Origin of the sequence: Delftia sp. PE138 (assembly GCF_018320755.1) — a bacterium.
Classification (GTDB): Bacteria; Pseudomonadota; Gammaproteobacteria; order Burkholderiales; family Burkholderiaceae_C; genus Comamonas; species Comamonas tsuruhatensis.
The window spans coordinates 91,439-107,226 of the sequence record NZ_JABEPN010000012.1 but is presented as its reverse complement, the minus strand read 5'-3'; the positions used below and the strand labels follow the sequence as shown (position 1 = coordinate 107,226).

Annotated in this window: 16 protein-coding genes; 7 read left to right on the top strand and 9 right to left on the bottom strand. The window is 68.9% G+C overall.

The genetic code is table 11. The features are described from left to right. Window positions 1-43 precede the first annotated feature (43 nt). On the top strand, window positions 44-514 hold the full coding sequence (locus tag HFGMBDPB_RS27575; RefSeq protein WP_012204416.1) for an Lrp/AsnC family transcriptional regulator: 471 nt from the start codon (window positions 44-46) through the stop codon (window positions 512-514). An 18-nt stretch (window positions 515-532) separates the two neighbouring features. Here the strand turns inward: HFGMBDPB_RS27575 and HFGMBDPB_RS27570 are convergent, their stop codons facing one another. The 7 genes from HFGMBDPB_RS27570 to HFGMBDPB_RS27540 form a co-directional block, all read right to left on the bottom strand. Further along, window positions 533-1,444: a DUF3014 domain-containing protein gene (locus HFGMBDPB_RS27570; protein ID WP_047219662.1), complete on the bottom strand. Its 912-nt coding sequence runs from the start codon at window positions 1,442-1,444 to the stop codon at window positions 533-535. A gap of 222 nt (window positions 1,445-1,666) precedes the next feature. Next, window positions 1,667-2,332 carry an alpha/beta hydrolase gene (locus HFGMBDPB_RS27565; RefSeq protein ID WP_016450545.1) on the bottom strand — a complete coding sequence of 222 codons (666 nt, stop codon included), beginning with the start codon at window positions 2,330-2,332 and terminating at the stop codon, window positions 1,667-1,669. 95 nt (window positions 2,333-2,427) lie between these two features. Then, window positions 2,428-3,375, bottom strand: coding sequence for a dioxygenase family protein (locus HFGMBDPB_RS27560; RefSeq protein ID WP_212646673.1), 948 nt, complete (start codon window positions 3,373-3,375; stop codon window positions 2,428-2,430). A 72-nt stretch (window positions 3,376-3,447) separates the two neighbouring features. Then, window positions 3,448-3,858, bottom strand: a complete 411-nt coding sequence (gene arfB, locus HFGMBDPB_RS27555) for an alternative ribosome rescue aminoacyl-tRNA hydrolase ArfB (protein WP_016450547.1) — start codon at window positions 3,856-3,858, stop codon at window positions 3,448-3,450. Next, window positions 3,851-4,735 (bottom strand): alpha/beta fold hydrolase, encoded by an 885-nt coding sequence (locus HFGMBDPB_RS27550; protein WP_212646672.1) that lies wholly within the window; start codon window positions 4,733-4,735, stop codon window positions 3,851-3,853. Before HFGMBDPB_RS27550 ends, arfB begins: the two co-directional genes overlap by 8 nt. After that, window positions 4,732-5,175 (bottom strand): type II 3-dehydroquinate dehydratase, encoded by a 444-nt coding sequence (gene aroQ, locus HFGMBDPB_RS27545; protein WP_016450549.1) that lies wholly within the window; start codon window positions 5,173-5,175, stop codon window positions 4,732-4,734. Before aroQ ends, HFGMBDPB_RS27550 begins: the two co-directional genes overlap by 4 nt. A gap of 125 nt (window positions 5,176-5,300) precedes the next feature. Beyond that, window positions 5,301-5,660 (bottom strand): hypothetical protein, encoded by a 360-nt coding sequence (locus HFGMBDPB_RS27540; protein WP_016450550.1) that lies wholly within the window; start codon window positions 5,658-5,660, stop codon window positions 5,301-5,303. Between the two features lie 230 nt (window positions 5,661-5,890). On the opposite strand from HFGMBDPB_RS27540, the gene HFGMBDPB_RS27535 reads away from it, so the two are divergent. The 5 genes from HFGMBDPB_RS27535 to HFGMBDPB_RS27515 all read left to right on the top strand — a co-directional run bounded on the left by HFGMBDPB_RS27535 (window position 5,891) and on the right by HFGMBDPB_RS27515 (window position 12,193). Then, window positions 5,891-7,699 (top strand): glutamine--tRNA ligase/YqeY domain fusion protein, encoded by a 1,809-nt coding sequence (locus HFGMBDPB_RS27535; protein WP_047468446.1) that lies wholly within the window; start codon window positions 5,891-5,893, stop codon window positions 7,697-7,699. 127 nt (window positions 7,700-7,826) lie between these two features. Then, window positions 7,827-8,543, top strand: coding sequence for a class I SAM-dependent methyltransferase (locus tag HFGMBDPB_RS27530; protein ID WP_047325724.1), 717 nt, complete (start codon window positions 7,827-7,829; stop codon window positions 8,541-8,543). A 56-nt stretch (window positions 8,544-8,599) separates the two neighbouring features. Further along, window positions 8,600-8,917, top strand: coding sequence for a DUF2322 family protein (locus HFGMBDPB_RS27525; RefSeq protein ID WP_016453887.1), 318 nt, complete (start codon window positions 8,600-8,602; stop codon window positions 8,915-8,917). Between the two features lie 161 nt (window positions 8,918-9,078). Next, the gene (locus HFGMBDPB_RS27520; RefSeq protein ID WP_212646671.1) at window positions 9,079-11,217 is read left to right on the top strand and encodes a DUF3300 domain-containing protein; all 2,139 of its coding nucleotides are present in this window, start codon (window positions 9,079-9,081) and stop codon (window positions 11,215-11,217) included. Window positions 11,218-11,311: 94 nt separating this feature from the next. Further along, complete coding sequence (locus tag HFGMBDPB_RS27515; protein ID WP_016450475.1) at window positions 11,312-12,193, top strand: peptidoglycan DD-metalloendopeptidase family protein; 882 nt, start codon at window positions 11,312-11,314, stop codon at window positions 12,191-12,193. 24 nt (window positions 12,194-12,217) lie between these two features. Here HFGMBDPB_RS27515 and HFGMBDPB_RS27510 read toward each other — a convergent pair whose 3' ends face one another. Beyond that, entirely contained in the window at window positions 12,218-12,796 is a 579-nt protein-coding gene (locus HFGMBDPB_RS27510; RefSeq protein ID WP_016450474.1) for a DUF2242 domain-containing protein, read from the bottom strand. A 330-nt stretch (window positions 12,797-13,126) separates the two neighbouring features. Between HFGMBDPB_RS27510 and HFGMBDPB_RS27505 the strand changes: the two genes are divergently transcribed. Next, a complete protein-coding gene (locus HFGMBDPB_RS27505) occupies window positions 13,127-13,969 on the top strand; it encodes an META and DUF4377 domain-containing protein (RefSeq protein ID WP_016450473.1) in 843 nt (280 codons plus the stop codon). Window positions 13,970-14,033: 64 nt separating this feature from the next. On the opposite strand, the gene cls is transcribed toward HFGMBDPB_RS27505, so the two are convergent. Then, complete coding sequence (gene cls / locus HFGMBDPB_RS27500; RefSeq protein ID WP_212646670.1) at window positions 14,034-15,485, bottom strand: cardiolipin synthase; 1,452 nt, start codon at window positions 15,483-15,485, stop codon at window positions 14,034-14,036. Window positions 15,486-15,788 lie beyond the last annotated feature (303 nt).

The following is a 15,788-nucleotide window of genomic DNA, read 5'->3' as shown; positions in this document are numbered from 1 at the left end:
ATATTCCAGCATTTCATGCCGGCATCTACATAAAATCCGGCACATGAAACTGGACACCATCGACTTGCGCATTCTGGCCGAGTTGCAAACGGACGGCTCGCTGTCCAACGTGGAGCTGGCGCGGCGTGTGCACCTGTCGCCCTCGCCCTGCCTGGCGCGCGTCAAGGCGCTGGAGAAGGCCGGCGTGATCGCGCGCTATGTGGCGCTGGCCAATGCGTCGGCCCTGGGGCTGGGGCTGAACGTGTTCATCAACATCAGCCTCAAGTCGCAGGCCAAGGAATCGCTGGCCGACTTCGAGCGCCGCATTGCCGAGCACGACGAGGTCATGGAGTGCTACCTGATGAGCGGCGACGCCGACTACCTGATCCGCGTGGCCCTGGCCGACATCGGTGCGCTGGAGCGCTTCATCGTGGAGCAGCTCACGCCGATTCCGGGCATAGAGAAGATCCGCTCCAGCTTCACGCTCAAGCAGGTGCGGTACAAGACCGCCCTGCCCCTGCCGGCCGCAGGCTGAGGCGGATGGAGACTGGCCTCAGCCCGCAGGCTTGGCCATCTCGCCGGTGGCGATGCGGCGGCGCAGCTCGCCCAGCACGGCCTTGAGGCGGCGCTCGTTGTCCAGCCCCACGCGCACCAGCATCTTCTGGCCGCTGGACAGGGCCTGCAGCTCCGGGTCGGCGTATTCGTAGCGCACCCAGGGCTGGACGGAGGGCACCTCGCCCTCCACTTTGGTCAGCCTGACCTGCACCGGACCCGCGGGCTCGGGCGCGGCGCGCAGATGGTCTATGACGGCAATGAGACGATCGTTGAAATAGCGGCTGGGATAGCCCAGGTCTTCATAGGCGGTCTGGAACAGGGGATACAGCCGGGCATAGAGCTTGACGGCCCCGTCCATGGGAATGGACTCGGCGAAGGCCACGAAGGCCTTGTAGCGTGCGGCGTTGGCGGGGGAGATGGCCTGTGCCTCCCCGGCCTCCGCCGCGCCCTCCACCGTGAAACGCTGCGGCGCGGGGTGCACGGGCCAAAGCCGTGCAGGGGCCTGGGAGCGGGTCAGGTTGTCCACGGTGGCCACGGCGCGGCGCACAAAGCCGTCCATCTGCAGAAAGCTGCCTGCCTTGTCACGGCCCAGCAGGCCGTTGAGTGCCTGGGCGACATGGGCGTCGGAGTCCTGCAGCGCGGGCAGGCCGGGCGCGGGTGGCTCCAGCGCATCGACAGGGTTCTGGGGCTCGGTCAGCTCGGGCGCGGGGACGGGTTCAGGCTCGGCAGGCTGGGCGGGCGCCTCTGCCACTTCGGGCGGCGCCTCGGGCACGTCGGCGGGACGCCACCAGTACCACCAGGCTGCGCCCCCCACGGCGGCAGCCGCCAGTACCGCTGCGGCGATGCCGAAAGCCGATGGGCCGGAGGATCTGGCGCGGGGGCGGAAGTCTTGGGGGTCGCGTTCTGGCATGGAGGGGTCCTTTGGCTTGGGCAGGGGGCTGGCAGCACAGTTGCCGCAGGACGTGCGACAGCAAAGCACAACCGGGGTTCCCGGGCTTTCCTGACACCAGCCCCTGACTGGTGTTTATAAGCCGCCCCGCTGCCCGCGCAGGCCCTTGTGCGCGCCAGGCAACAAGGCGTTACCCGGCTTACGCGGCCAGCCTGCGCACAAGAAGGGGGCGGTGCAGCAGGCTCAGCCCTGCGTGCCCAGATCCTGGAGCCAGGCCATGGCGGCCTGCAGCTCGTCGGGGCGGATCTCATGCATGCTCGGGTATTCGTGGTAGCTCAGTTGCAGCGGCAGGCGCTGCACGTGGCTGCGAATGGCGTGGGCGCTGGTCAGCGGAATGACGTTGTCGTAGGTGCCGTGGCTGACCCAGAGCGACTTGCCGTCGAAGGCCGCGTCAGGGGCCTGGTGCGGCAAGGCCTCGGGCAGCAGGCGGCTGTGCCAGCACATGGCGGCGCGCAGCAGCGCGGGCTGGGTCAGCAGCAGGCTGAGCGCCATGATGCCGCCCTGGCTGAAGCCGCCCGCCACGGTACGCTGGGCAGGAATGCCCAGCCGCGCGCCGGCCTGCTGCACGGTCTGGGCCACCAGGGCGCGGCTGTGCTCTTCCTGCGATGCGTGGATGTGGCGCGTGCCGTTGGCATCCACCGTGAACTGGAACCAGGCATGGGCACTGGGCCCCATGGAAAACGGGGCACGCAGGCTGAGCACGTGGAACTGCGGCGGCACGAACGATGCGAGGCCGAACAGGTCCTGTTCATTGCTGCCAACGCCATGCATGAGCACCAGCAGCCAGGGCTGCTGCCCCGGTGCGGGTTGTGCGGGGCGCTCCAGCGCCAGCAGGGGCAGGTCGATCATCACGGACTCCTTGGTTTTTAAGCGATTTCCGGGACCGGGGTGGTCCCGGGCAACGCGCCATTGTGGCGCCTCGCCAAGTCCGCGGGGGCAGGAGGTTATGCCGCCTGCGCGTCCTCGAAGACCATCGCATCCATGGCCAGGATGGAGTACATGACTTCGCGGCTCAGATACCGAGGCCGCGCCGTGGCGCCGGCCGCGCCCAGGGCGAAGTACAGCGGCATGAAGTGCTCTTCGCTGGGATGGGCGCGCCGGGCCGAGGGAGCGCGTGCGCGGTAGTCCAGCAGCGCGGGCAGGTCCTGCACCTGCAGGCGCGACTCGATCCAGCGGCTGAAATCCTGCACGTAGGGCGAGGAGGCGCTGGAGCCGCCGACGGCATGGTCGTCCTGCAGGCCATCCTGGCTGCGCAGGGCCTGCACGGCGTCGTCCACCCGCACCGTGGCCTCGCCCATACCGCCCCGGAATTCGGCCAGGTTGTGCGTCATGCTGCCGGAGCCGACGATGAGCACCCCTTCATCGCGCAGCGCCGCCAGGGCCGCGCCCAGCGCATGGGTTTCGGCCGGCCCGGCCGAGGCGGGAAGGGACAGCTGGACCACGGGCAGGTCGGCATCGGGCAGCAAATGCATCAGCGGCACCCAGGCGCCGTGGTCGAAGGGCCGCTGCGCGTTGGCGGTGGAGGCAATGCCTGCGGCCTGCAGGCGCTCCATGACTTCCTGCGCCAGCTGGGGCGCGCCGGGGGCCGGGTACTGCAGTTCGTAGAGCGCGGGCGGGAAGCCGCCGAAGTCGTGCCAGGTGGAGGGCGTGGCTCCGGTCATGACTTCCACGCCATGCGACATCCAGTGCGGCGACATGACGACCACGCCGCGCAGCGGGCCGTGGGCCTGGCGCAGCGCCCTGCCCCATTGCGCGAGCACGGGGCCTGTTTCACCCGGCTCCAGCGCGAACATGGGCGAGCCATGGGAGACGTAGAGCACGGGCAGCCGAGTGCCGGCCGAAGCGGCTATGGAGGAGGCGCCGGAATCGAGGGAAGCGTGAAAATCTTGCATTCCCCTAATGTAGGGACGCAAGCGGGCCGCGCCAAGCCGCCAAAGGCGGCACACATTGTTGCGCTGGCCGGCTCAATCGTCGCGCGGGCGGCCCCGCAGGGCCTTGGTGGCGCTGTGCCGGCTCTTGCTGTCCAGGCGCCGCCGCTGCGATCCCAGCGTGGGCCGGGTGGCGCGGCGAAGAATGGGTTCGGGATAGGCGGCGGCCACCAGCGCGTTGAGCCGCTGCAGCGCGGCGCGCAGGTTCTGCTCCTGCGTGCGGTATTGCTGGGCCTTGATGACGACCACGCCCTCGTTGGTGATGCGGCCGTCGCGCAGGGCCAGCAGGCGCTGCTGCACGGCCTCGGGCAGGCGCGAGGCGCGCACGTCGAAGCGCAGGTGCACGGCGCTGGAGACCTTGTTCACGTTCTGGCCGCCCGCGCCCTGGGCGCGCATGGCGGTCCACTGCACCTCGTGCAGCTCGATGGGGCGCATGCGCTCAGGCATCCAGCGTAGCGGCCAATGCCGCCACAAAGGCATCGGGACGCTCATGCATGACCCAGTGGCCTGCGCCGGGCACCAGGGCCAGCCCCCGGAAGTCGCGCGCATGGCGTGCAAAGGCCTGGGCCAGCTCCTGCATCATCGGTCCCGGGTAGAGCGCGTCGTGCTCGCCATAGATGGCCCATACGGGGCCGTCCACGGCCTGCAGGGCGCGGGCCAGCACATCGGTGTGCGAGAGGCGGCGGCGTGGAAGGCGGTCGCGCTCCACATTGAGCACATGCAGGGCCAGCGTGTCCTCGTCGATGAGGCTGGCGTCATGCAGCATCAGCGCCTGCAGGTTGTAGCGGTGGGCCACGGCCTGCGCCTCGGGCGTGGCCAGGTGGCGCCAGCCCTTGAGCCGCACGGCCAGGCCCTTGCCCACGCCCATGCCGGGCGCCCCGGCCAGCACCAGGCGCCGGGCCAGCGTGCCGTCGGCAGCCGCCAGCATGCCGGCCGTCATGCCGCCAAAAGAGAAGCCGACCAGATCGCACAGCGGGGCGGCGGGCGCTCCGCCATCGGCCAGCAGTTGCCGCAGGCCCTGGCGCAGCGGCTCGACCAGGGTGTCGGCATCCTGGCCGCCTGGCACCCCATCGGAATCGCCAAAGCCCGGCAGGTCCGGTATCCACAGCTGGCGGCCCTGGGCCAGCAGAGCGTCCATGCAGCGCAGCCAGTGCGTCCAGCTGCCGCTGCCGCCGTGCAGCATGACCACCGGCAGCACGCCCGCGCGCGCCTCGCCCCAGACATGCCAGACCATGTGGCCGTCTTCGGGCCGCGCGGCAGACAGCGGCGTGGTCAGGCGCCGCGCACGGGCGCGCAGGCGCTCTATGGCGACAGGCGTGTTCACCACTGGGCCACGGCGTCGATGGCCAGGCCGTAGCCGGCCACACCAAAGCCGCACATCACGGCGCGCGCCGCAGCCGACAGGTAGGAGTGGTGGCGGAAGCTCTCGCGCGCATGCACGTTGCTGATGTGCAGCTCCACCAGCGGCACGCCCGTGCCCTTGACGGCATCCAGCAGGGCCACGCTGGTGTGGGTGTACGCGGCGGCGTTGAAGATCAGGCCGGCCAGGCGGCCTTCGGCGTGCACGCGGCCGGCCTCGTGGATCCAGTCCACCAGCTCGCCTTCGTGGTTGCTCTGGCGGAACTCCAGGGCCAGACCGTAGCGCGCACAGGCGGCTTCGCACAGCGCACGCACATCGGCCAGGGTCTGGGAGCCATAGATGGCGGGTTCACGCAGGCCCAGCAGGTTCAGGTTCGGGCCATTGAGGACATAGACGGTTTTCACGGCGGGGACACTCCAGGTTTCCAACGGGCTGGATTATGCGGGCCATCCCGGGCCCGGCCGCAACGCTGGCACCACGGAAAAAGCCGCCCCGGAGGGCGGCACAAGTCAATCCAGCCCGGTCCGGCTCAACGGCGCCAGTGACCGTGACCGTGACCATGGCCATGACCATGGCGGTATCCGCCACGGTAGCCGCCGCGATAGCCGTACCCATAGCCGGGAACGACCACGACGGGCGGCGCACGGTAGACGGCGCGCGGCGCGTAGTAGACCGGAGGCGGGGGAGCGTAGTAGATGGGCTGGGGCGGCGCCACATAGACGGGGGCCGGCGCCACATAGACGGGCGGGCCATACATGCCCGGCGAATTCAGGCTGATGGACCAGTGCACATCGCCCCGGGCCTGGGCGGCGCCCGAAGCCACCAGGGCGGCCAATGCGAGGCCGGCTGCTGCTGCTCTTGCAACCCACGGGGAAGCTGTCGTTGTCATGGTGTCTCTCCTCGAAGTTGGACAGGCGTGGCAGGCATTGCCGCTGGTGCCGCCTTCCCGCACTTTGGCACAGGGGGACGGCATACGCCCTGCATTCTCAACGCGCGACAGGGGTCTACGGATGGCAGGCTTTTATACAAGTTTGTTTCCAAATGCCTCAACCCTTGGCTGGCGCGGCTGTCCGAAAGCCGTCCGGAGCGGGTCGGCAGGCGCGCGCCTACAATGCTGCGATGAGCTCTGCTGACGCCTCCCCCATCTCCAAAGATCCGGTCAAACCGAGTAACTTTCTGCGCCAAATCATCGAGGCCGACCTGGCCAACGGTACCTACGCCCAGCGCCGCTGGGGTGGAAGCCCCGGTGATGGCGACCACCACAACCAGGGCCAGGTGGACGTGGCGAAGATCCGCACACGCTTCCCGCCCGAGCCCAACGGCTACCTGCACGTGGGCCACGCCAAGGCCATCTGCCTGAACTTCGGCCTGGCGCGCGACTACCAAGGCGCCTGCCACCTGCGCTTCGACGACACCAATCCCGAGAAGGAAGACCAGGAGTACGTGGACAGCATCATCGATGCCGTCCATTGGCTGGGCTTCGGCTGGAAGGAAGCCGACGGTCACGAGAACCTGTACTTCGCCAGCAACTACTTCGACTTCATGTACCGCGCGGCCGAGTACCTGATCGAGCAGGGCCTGGCCTATGTGGACGAGCAAAGCGCCGACGACATGAAGGCCAACCGCGGCGATTTCTCGCGCCCCGGCGTGGACAGCCCGTTCCGCAGCCGCACCGTGGCCGAGAACCTGGCGCGCTTTCGCGAAATGCGCGACGGCAAGCTGCCCGATGGCGCTGCCGTGCTGCGCGCAAAGATCGACATGGCATCGCCCAACATCAATCTGCGCGATCCCGCCATCTACCGCGTGCGCCATGCCGAGCACCACAACACCGGCAACCAGTGGTGCATCTACCCGATGTACACCTTCGCCCATCCCATCGAGGACGCGCTGGAGCACATCACCCACAGCATCTGCACGCTGGAGTTCGAGGACCAGCGCCCGTTCTACGACTGGCTGCTGGACCACCTGCGCGCAGGCGGCCTGATCGCTGCCCCGCAGCCGCGCCAGTACGAGTTCTCGCGCCTGCACCTGACCTATGTGATCACCAGCAAGCGCAAGCTCAAGCACCTGGTGGACAACGGCATCGTCAGCGGCTGGGACGATCCGCGCATGCCCACCATCGTCGGCCTGCGCCGCCGTGGCTACACGCCGCAGAGCATCCAGGCCTTCTGCGAGCGCATCGGCGTGACCAAGGACTACGCCTGGATCGACTACTCCACGCTGGAAGGCTGCCTGCGCGAAGACCTGGAAAACCAGGCCCATCGCGGCATGGTGGCTCTGGACCCGCTGAAGCTGGAGCTGACCAACTGGGCCGAGGTCTTCGGCAGCGCCGAGCACCTGGAAGCCTGCGAGCTGCCCGCCCTGCCCCACGCCGCCGAAGGCCAGCAGGTGCCGGTGCGCCGCTTCACGCTGGGCCGCGAGGTGTGGATCGAGCGCGAGGACTTCGCCGAAGTGCCGCCCAAGGGCTACAAGCGCCTTTTCCCCGGCAACAAGGTGCGCCTGAAGGGCGGCTACGTGATCGAGTGCACGGGCTGCGAGAAGGATGCCGAGGGCAACGTCACCAAGGTGCTGGCCACCGTGGTGCCCGACACCAAGAGCGGCACGCCGGGCGCCGACAGCGTCAAGGTCAAGGCCGCCATCACCTGGGTGGGCGCGGCCGACGGCGTGCAGGCCGAAGTGCGCCTGTACGACCGCCTGTTCACCGACCCGCAGCCCGATGCGGGCGGCAAGGACTTCCTGGCCCTGCTCAACCCGGACAGCCTCAAGGTCGTGACGGCCTACGTGGAGCCGTCGCTGGCCCAGGCACAGCCTGACGACAAGTTCCAGTTCGAGCGCTTCGGCTACTTCGTGGCCGACCGCAAGGACCACGCACCGGGCAAGCCCGTGTTCAACCGCGCAACGGGTCTCAAGGACTCCTGGGGCAAGTAGGCGCACGGCCCGCTGGCGGGCACCTGCACCGCTCCCCCGAAGATGGCCCACCATCCTGCTTTGCAGGGGTGGGCCATCGCACATCGGCGCTTTTGCAGTGACCATGGCCTCAGCACAATTCCAGGCCATGAACCAAGCCTTGCCACAGGCGGCTTCCGCCGCCAAGTTCGACACCTCCCGCGCGGCCGAGTACGAGACGCAAAGCCGCATCGCCCTGGCCGGTTACGACGCCTGCCACGAGCTGGCCGCCTGCCTGCTGGCAGCCAGCCTGGATGCCGGGCCGAAGTCCGTGCTGATTGGCGGCGCCGGTGGCACGGGCCAGGAAATCCTGGCCACGGCGCGGCTCAGGCCGCAGTGGACATTCACGGCCGCCGACCCTTCGGCCCCCATGCTGGACCAGACCATGGACCGCATCGCAGCCGCCGGCCTGTCGGCCCAGGTGCGTGCAGCACCCTGTGCGGTGGAGGACCTGCCCGCCGGCACGGTGTTCGACGCGGCCACGCTGATCGGCGTGCTGCACCACATTCCTGACGATGCGGACAAGCTCAGGCTGCTGCAGGCCCTGTCGGCCAGGCTGGCGCCGGGCGCGCCCTTCATCCTGGCCTGCAATCGCCATCGCTACGACAGCGAGCCGCTGTTTCTCGAAGCCTGGGCCATGCGCTGGCGCATGGCAGGCGCGGACGAGGCCGCCGTCCATGCGAAACTCGGCAAGATCAGGCAGGGCGCGGTTCCACCCGCCTCGGAAGAGGCAGTGGAGCAGATGCTGGCCCAGGCCGGCTTCGTTCAGGCCAAGCGCTTTTTCTCCAGCCTGTTCTGGTGTGCGTGGATTGCCGCCAAGGCCTGATCGCCCCGAGCCGATCGTTCTTTCTCCGCCTTCCTTTCTTTGATTTGCCTTTCAGCATGAACTTCTCCGCACGCCTTCAGCAACTGCCCACCGTCACCCACCTCGCCGCGCTCCAGCTGGCCGATGCCCAGGGCCAGGTCGTGGCCACCATCGAGAACAAGCCCGGCCAGACAGGCTCGCTGGCCGTGTACCACGCGCTGGCCGCCCTCTACGGCGGCAGCATCACGCCGGCCGCCGCCGAACTGGGCCTGGAGTGGTATGCCGAGCACACGCAGGACGCCATCGCCTTCCCCGGCAAGCACCCCAACATCGACCGCCTGCTGGCCTGGTCCAAGGGTGCCGAGAGCTACCAGGCCCGCCTGCTCGCGGCTTGATCGCGGCCTGATTCCGCCTGGGTAAACACCGCGTCACAGAAGTTGCGCGGACTGGGGGCATCGGCTGACACGCCGGTGTCAACGCAGCGTGCACTTTGGCGTTCAAATGACATGTGCCTTGCCGCTTCGGCGCGCAAGGCGTTCCTGCCCAGGAGAACGCAATGCTGCAATCCGCCGTGCCCAGAGCACGCACCATGGCCCCCTCAGCTTCCCACGCCGGCGCCCTGCGCCTGAGCGTGCTGGGCCTGGCCGCCGCCCTGGCGCTGAGCGCCTGCAACGAATCCCAGGACAAGCCCCCGCAGGCCGCCAGCGCGCCGCTGCCGCCTGCCACCGAAAGCGCCCAGCCCGTCGCCACGCCCGTGGCCTATGTGCCGCCGTCGGCCGAGACGCTCTACCAGATGGTGGCGCCCATTGCGCTGTACCCCGACAAGCTCGTGGCCCAGGTGCTGGCCGCCTCCACCTATCCCGACCAGGTCGGCGCCGCCGAGGTCTGGCTGGGGCAGAACCCGGGCCTCAAGCCCCAGGAGCTGCAGGACGCCGTCAACGGCCAGGACTGGGACCCGTCGGTCAAGTCCCTGGCCCAGTTTCCCAACGTGCTGGCGCAGCTGTCTTCCAACATTCCCTGGACCACGGCCCTGGGCAGGGCCTACTACAACGATCCGGCCGACGTGATGAACGCCATCCAGGTAATGCGCCAGCGCGCCTACAAGGCCGGTACGCTCAAGGACTCCAGCCGGCTCAAGGTGGCCGTGGCCGCGGCCGATGCCCCGCCGCGCGATCCCCAGCCAGCGCCCCAGGACATGGGCGAGCCCCTGTCGTCCATGCTGCCGGTGCCGGTGATCGATGCGCCCGCGCAGTTCATCGAGATCACTCCCGCCCAGCCCGACACCGTCTACGTGCCGCAGTACGACCCGGGTGTGGTGTATGGCGAGCCGCTGCCGGTGTATGGCGGCTACCGCCCCATCGTGGCGCCGCAGCCCGTCTACGTGGGCAGTTCGGCCGCGCCCGTGGTGGCGGGGCTGATCGGCTTTGGCGCAGGCGTGATCCTCGCCGAGTCCGTGGACCGTCGCCCCTGGGGCTGGAACTCCTGGGGCATGCGCTGGGGCGAGCCCGGCTACCGCTGGCACCGCAACGAGCCGCCGCCACCGCCCTCGCGCCGGCCAGCCGTGATCTACAACAACAACACCTATGTGACACGCTCGACCACGGTGGTGCAGAACATCCGCAACACGCAGATCAACAACGGTGGCAACGTCACCCACATCGCGAACAACCCGCACGTCGAGCCCCGCCCTGCCGGCAACCCGCCCAACCCGCCACAGGGCGGCGATCCGCGCCCGGGCGGCATGGCTGCGGCGGCCCTGGCCGGCGCCGCCGGCATGGCAGGCGCGGCCGCCGCAGCGCAAGGCGGCATGCCGCAGCGGCTGGGCCTGAGGCCACCGCAGGGCGGCCCGCCGGCGTCCTCCCAAGGCATGCTGCCGCCCGGCGCCACGCAAGGATCTGCCCGGCATGACGGCGCCGATCGCGGCCGCCCGGGCCTGCGGCCCGATGACCGGCCGCAGGCAGCGTTGCAGCCCAGGATGAACCCGGTGCCGGCCTCGCAGCCGGGCCAGTTCGGCAAGTGGCCGCAGGCTCCGCATTCGACCCAGGCTGCAGGGGTGCAGCGCCCGCCAGCCGCCCTGCCCGCTGCCGCCATGCGGGGCGAGCGGGGCCGCGATTCCCGCGTGCCTTCGTGGTCGTCTGCCGCCGCGCAGCAGGGCATGCGGCAGCAGGACCGGCAGGACCGCGACCGTTCCATGGCCGATGCCGCGCGCATGCGCCAGCAGCAGCAACAGCAGATGGAGATGCAGACCGCCCGCCTGCGTGGCGAGGAGCAGTCGCGGCAGCAACAGCAACAGCAACAGCAACAACGGCAGCAACAACAGGCCCAGCGCCAGGCACAGATGCAGATGCAGGTGCAGGCCAGGGACCAGGCCCGCGAACAGGCGCAGATGCAGGCCCGCCAGCAGCAGTTGCAGCAACAACAGCAACAGCAACAAGCCCGTGCGCAGGAGCAGATGCAGGCCAGAATGCAGGCCCAACAACAGGCGCAGCAGCAAGCGCAACGACAGGCCCAGATGCAGGAGCGTCAGGCGCAGCAGCAACGCATGCAGCTCCAGCAGGCACAGCAGGCCCAGGCGCGCGCCCAGCAGCAGCAGGCCCGCGCGCAGCAGGAGCAGCGCCAACAGCAGCAGCGCATGGCCAACGCATCCCGCCCGCAGGAACGGCGCGGCGGACGTGACGAACGCCGGGACCGCTGAACGGCCCGGCAGAGGTTTGGCTTGGCGCACGCTTGGCGGACAATGGGGCGATCGATAACGGCCCCATGCCGGCGCCAAGCCCGCCGCTTCATCCATGCAGATACCGACGACGAATCCCCGCTCCCGCCGACTGTTCGTGCAATCCCTGTGCGCCTCGGGCGCGGGCCTGATCCTTCCCTCCTGGGCCGCCAAGGCCGCAGCGCCCTCCAGCGAATCCCCCTGGCCCCATGACAGCCGCGTGCCCGGCGGCGTGGCCCGTCTGTCGCTGGGGCCCGCATCCCAGCGGCCCCAGGTACTGGCCGGCGACGTGCCCGTGCTGGTGGTGGGCGACATGATCGAATGGACGGCCGTGGTCGGCATTGCGCTGTCGGCCGCACCTGGCACCCACAGCGTGACCGTGAAGGGCGAAGGCGCAGCGCGCTCCCTGGCCTACGAGGTGCGTGACAAGAAGTACACCGAGCAGCGCCTGAAGGTCTCGCCCAAGACCGTGGACCTGTCGCCCGAGGACGATGCGCGCTACCAGCGTGAGCGCGCCCACCAGCAGACCATCATGGCGCTGTTCACCGAGCCGCCCGCACGCCCCGGCGACCTGCGCATGCGCCAGCCCGTGCCGGGCCGGCGCAGCAGCAGCTTCGGCCTGCGCCGCGTGTTCAACGGCCAGCCGCGCAATCCGCACAGCGGCATGGACATCGCGGCAGCCACGGGCACCAACGTCGTCGCGCCGCTGCCGGGCAAGGTGGTGGACGTGGGCGACTATTTCTTCAACGGCGGCACCGTGTGGCTGGACCACGGCGGCGGCCTGCTGAGCATGTACTGCCACCTGAGCAGCGTGCAGTGCAAGCTGGGCGATCAGCTGGACACGGGAGAGGCCTTCTGCAAGGTCGGCGCCACGGGCCGCGTCACCGGCCCGCACCTGCACTGGGGCGTGATGCTCAACCGCAGCATGGTGGATCCGGCGCTGTTCCTGGCGGCGTGAACGGAGCTGTGGCGCCCGCCGGCGTCAGTGGTCGGCCGAGGGAATGGTGTTCTGCGGCGCCACCGGCGTGGGCACGGCGATGGAGTCGCGGTCCTGCGCCAGGTAGCGCGAGACCAGCTCGAAGAAGCTGTCGTAGAAGCCGCTCTTGGCAATCGTCTCGCTTCCCACCTTGACCATGGAGTCGCTGCCCGAGGAGAACGGCAGCGACACGGACCCCAGCGCACCCACGCCCAGGCTGGCCGAGTTGGCGCTCTTCTTCAGGGTGTAGCGGTCCTGCAGCGCCGTGACAAAGCCGATGCTGACCTGGCCGTCGGCGGTCTCCGGCACGCAGACCACGCGGATGTTCATCTGCAGGTTCAGCTCCGGGTCGGGCTGGAAGCTCTTGCTGCCTTCTATGAGTTCGGCCGTGCGCGCCATGGCGATGTAGCCCTGGCTCAGCAGCGCGCGGCGCGCGGCCTCGCAGGTCTGGGCCGGCGAGGCATCGAACATGCGCGAGAAGGTCTCGGTGGAGCCGAAGCTCTCCTGCACCGGCACATGCTGGGGAATCGTCGAGCCGCAGCCCGCCAGCACCATGATGACGGCCAAAGCCCCTGCGCAGCGCATGCCACGCACCCTGTTTGCTGCACTCCAACGTCGATACACGAACCTGCTCCTTGCTCCGGTGCCGCTGCCTGCGGATGGCATGGCGGCTGGCCGCCTATTCTCACCCGAGCGCAATGCAATGGCCGGCAACTTTGCAGCAATCGGTTTTTCCGTCTGCATCAAATAGATGCAAACGAATGTGAATAGCGCCCCGTTCTGACAAGCGCCGCCGCGCATCTGCGTTATGGTGCCCCGGTTCGGCCAGGGCCGGTGCGGCTCATGCCGCACCCGGGCTGCCCAAGCCTGCCGCCGCTGCGCCTGTACCTGTACCCATCAACCAAGGAACTCAACATGAAGCCAAGCTGGACCTGGTGCCTGCCCGTGATCGTCACCATGGGGCTCGGCGCCTGCAGCCATATCGACAAGGGCGGCAACGCCGAAGACGGCGCCAAGCCCCAGGTGTCGGCTCCTGCCGGCCCGCCCGGTGACGCCCAATCGCTGACCGCCTACCACTGGAGTCTTCGCCAGGCCTTCACGCCCCAGGGCACCGAGGACCAGAGCTGGTTCCTGACGGCCGCCTCGCGCAAGCGGCCCCTGCAACTGGAGTTCGCCGACCAGCGCCTGGCCGTCAAGAACCTGTGCAACGTGGTGACCACGGGCTACCGCACCGAAGGCAACCGCATCGCCACCCAGCGCGCCGCCAGCACGCTGATGGCCTGCGATGACGACCAGCTGATGGCGCTGGAGCAAAAGGTGGCCCGCATCCTGCCCACGGCCAAGCAATGGTCCGTGCAACTGGGCGAAGGCAAGCAGCCTGCGCGCCTGACGCTCACCTTCATCGACGGCACGCGCTGGCAGCTCGACGGCTCGCCCACGGCCCAGACCCAGTACGGCAGCGCAGGCGAACGCATCTTCCTGGAAGTGGCGCCCCAGCGCACGGCCTGCAACCACCCGCTGATCAAGGACTTCCAGTGCCTGCGCGTGCGCGAGATCCGCTACGGCGACAACGGCGTGAAGACCTCCACCGGCGAGTGGGAGAACTTCTACAGCGAGATCGAGGGCTACAAGCACGAGCCCGGCATCCGCAACGTGCTGCGCATCCAGCGCTACAAGCGCCAGAACGTGCCGGCCGACGCATCGGCCTACGCCTATGTGCTGGACATGGTGGTCGAGAGCGAGCGCGTGGGCCGCTGAGCGCGCCTGCTGCCCCACAGCCCTGAAGGCCTGCACTGCGCAGGCCTTTTTTGTGGGCTGCGCCTCACAGCACCGGACTGAGCATCGCCAGCAGGTTGTTCCAGATGCGCCGGCCCCAGGGCCAGGCGTGGACCTGGGCGGCGGTGATGCGGTCGGACTGGCGGATGTAGTCGGCCTGGCGCCGGCGGATGGCCTGGGTCACGGCCTCGTCCTGCAGCAGCACATTGTTCTCGAAGTTCAGGTCGAAGCTGCGCAGGTCAAGGTTGGTGGAGCCCAGCAAAGCCACCTGCCCGTCCACGCACAGGGTCTTGGCATGCAGCAGGCCGGGGCGGAATTCATGGAGCATGACACCGGCACGCAGCAGGTAGCGGTAGGTGCTGCGGCTGGCCGCGCCCACGATCCACGAATCGTTGCGCGCGGGCAGGATGAGACTGACCTGCACGCCGCGCCAGGCGGCGGCGCACAGGGCCTCGAGCACCGTGGCGTCGGGAATGAAGTAAGGGGTGGAGATCACGACCTCGCGCCGTGCGCTGGCCAGCAGCGTGGACACGAGCTGCGAGGTGGAGCGGGGCCGCTCGGCCGGGCCTTCGGCAATGACGACGGCGGCAAAGCCGCCTGCAGGCCGGTCGGGCAGACCGTTTGCGGACCGGACAGCCAACGGCATGGGAGGAACCTGGGCGACGCTGCGTGCCTGCGCCCAGTCGCTGGCGAACACCTGCTGCATCTGCGCCACCACAGGACCCTGCATGCGCAGCATGACATCGACCCAGGGCGCATAGCGGGCCTTGACGGCAAAGGCTTCATCCGCGCAGTTCTGGCTGCCGCAGTAGGTGATGCGCTGGTCGATCACGGTGATCTTGCGGTGGTTGCGCAGGTCCAGGCGGCTGGTGAACATCACGCGGATCGGATGGCTGGTGGGCAGGGCCACGGCCAGTTGCACGCCCGCCTGGGCCATCTGCTGCCAGAGGTCGGTGCGCAGCAGCGCGCGCGAGCCCAGGCCGTCCACCATGGCGCGGCAGACCACGCCACGCCGTGCCGCGCGCACCAGCGCCTGGGCCACGGCCGTGCCCGTGTGATCAGCCAGCCAGATGTAGTACAGCACGTTGATTTCATGCTGGGCGGCGTCCATGTCGGCCAGCATGCGGGCGCGGGCCTCGGCGCCATCGGCCATGAGCTGCGCGGTGTGGCCCGGCTGCGCGGCAAAGCGGTTGATGGAGGCCGCATAGCCGAAGGCAGCCTGCCACTGCGGGGCGATGCCCGCTATCGGCACGGCGGCGCCGTGGTCCATGGCAGCGCCTGCGGCGAAGTCCTGCACCTTGCGGTACCGGGCCCGGCCGCGGCGGCGCAGCGTGACTTCGCCAAACAGGTAGTACAGCGCGCAACTGACGTAGGGCAGCAGCACGATGACGGTGAGCCAGCCCATGCGAACGTCGGGGCGCACATCGTCACGCAAAAGGATGCGCAGGCCGAAACCCGCGATGAGCAGCAGATGCAATGCGACAAGCAGCCAGGTCATGCGGCCAGCATAGCGGCGGCATTGCGGACCTGTTTCTCAGGCGCGCAATGTTTCACGGGGGCACGGGCCTTGATCTGCGGCGGGCGGCTACCCCCCCGGCCATGGATACAGGAACAGAATTCCACGAAAAACCTGAATCATGACGAAAGTACACGCACACATCCCACGAAACTTTTCCGTTGGATGAAGAAAATGACGGTGGCGTGACGGTTATGCCCAGCGACTGTGGGCCTGCCTGTGGACAAGCTTCGGGACAACCCGTGTTTGCGGCGCCAGCCTTGGCTTTGCCGGTGGCGCTCAAAA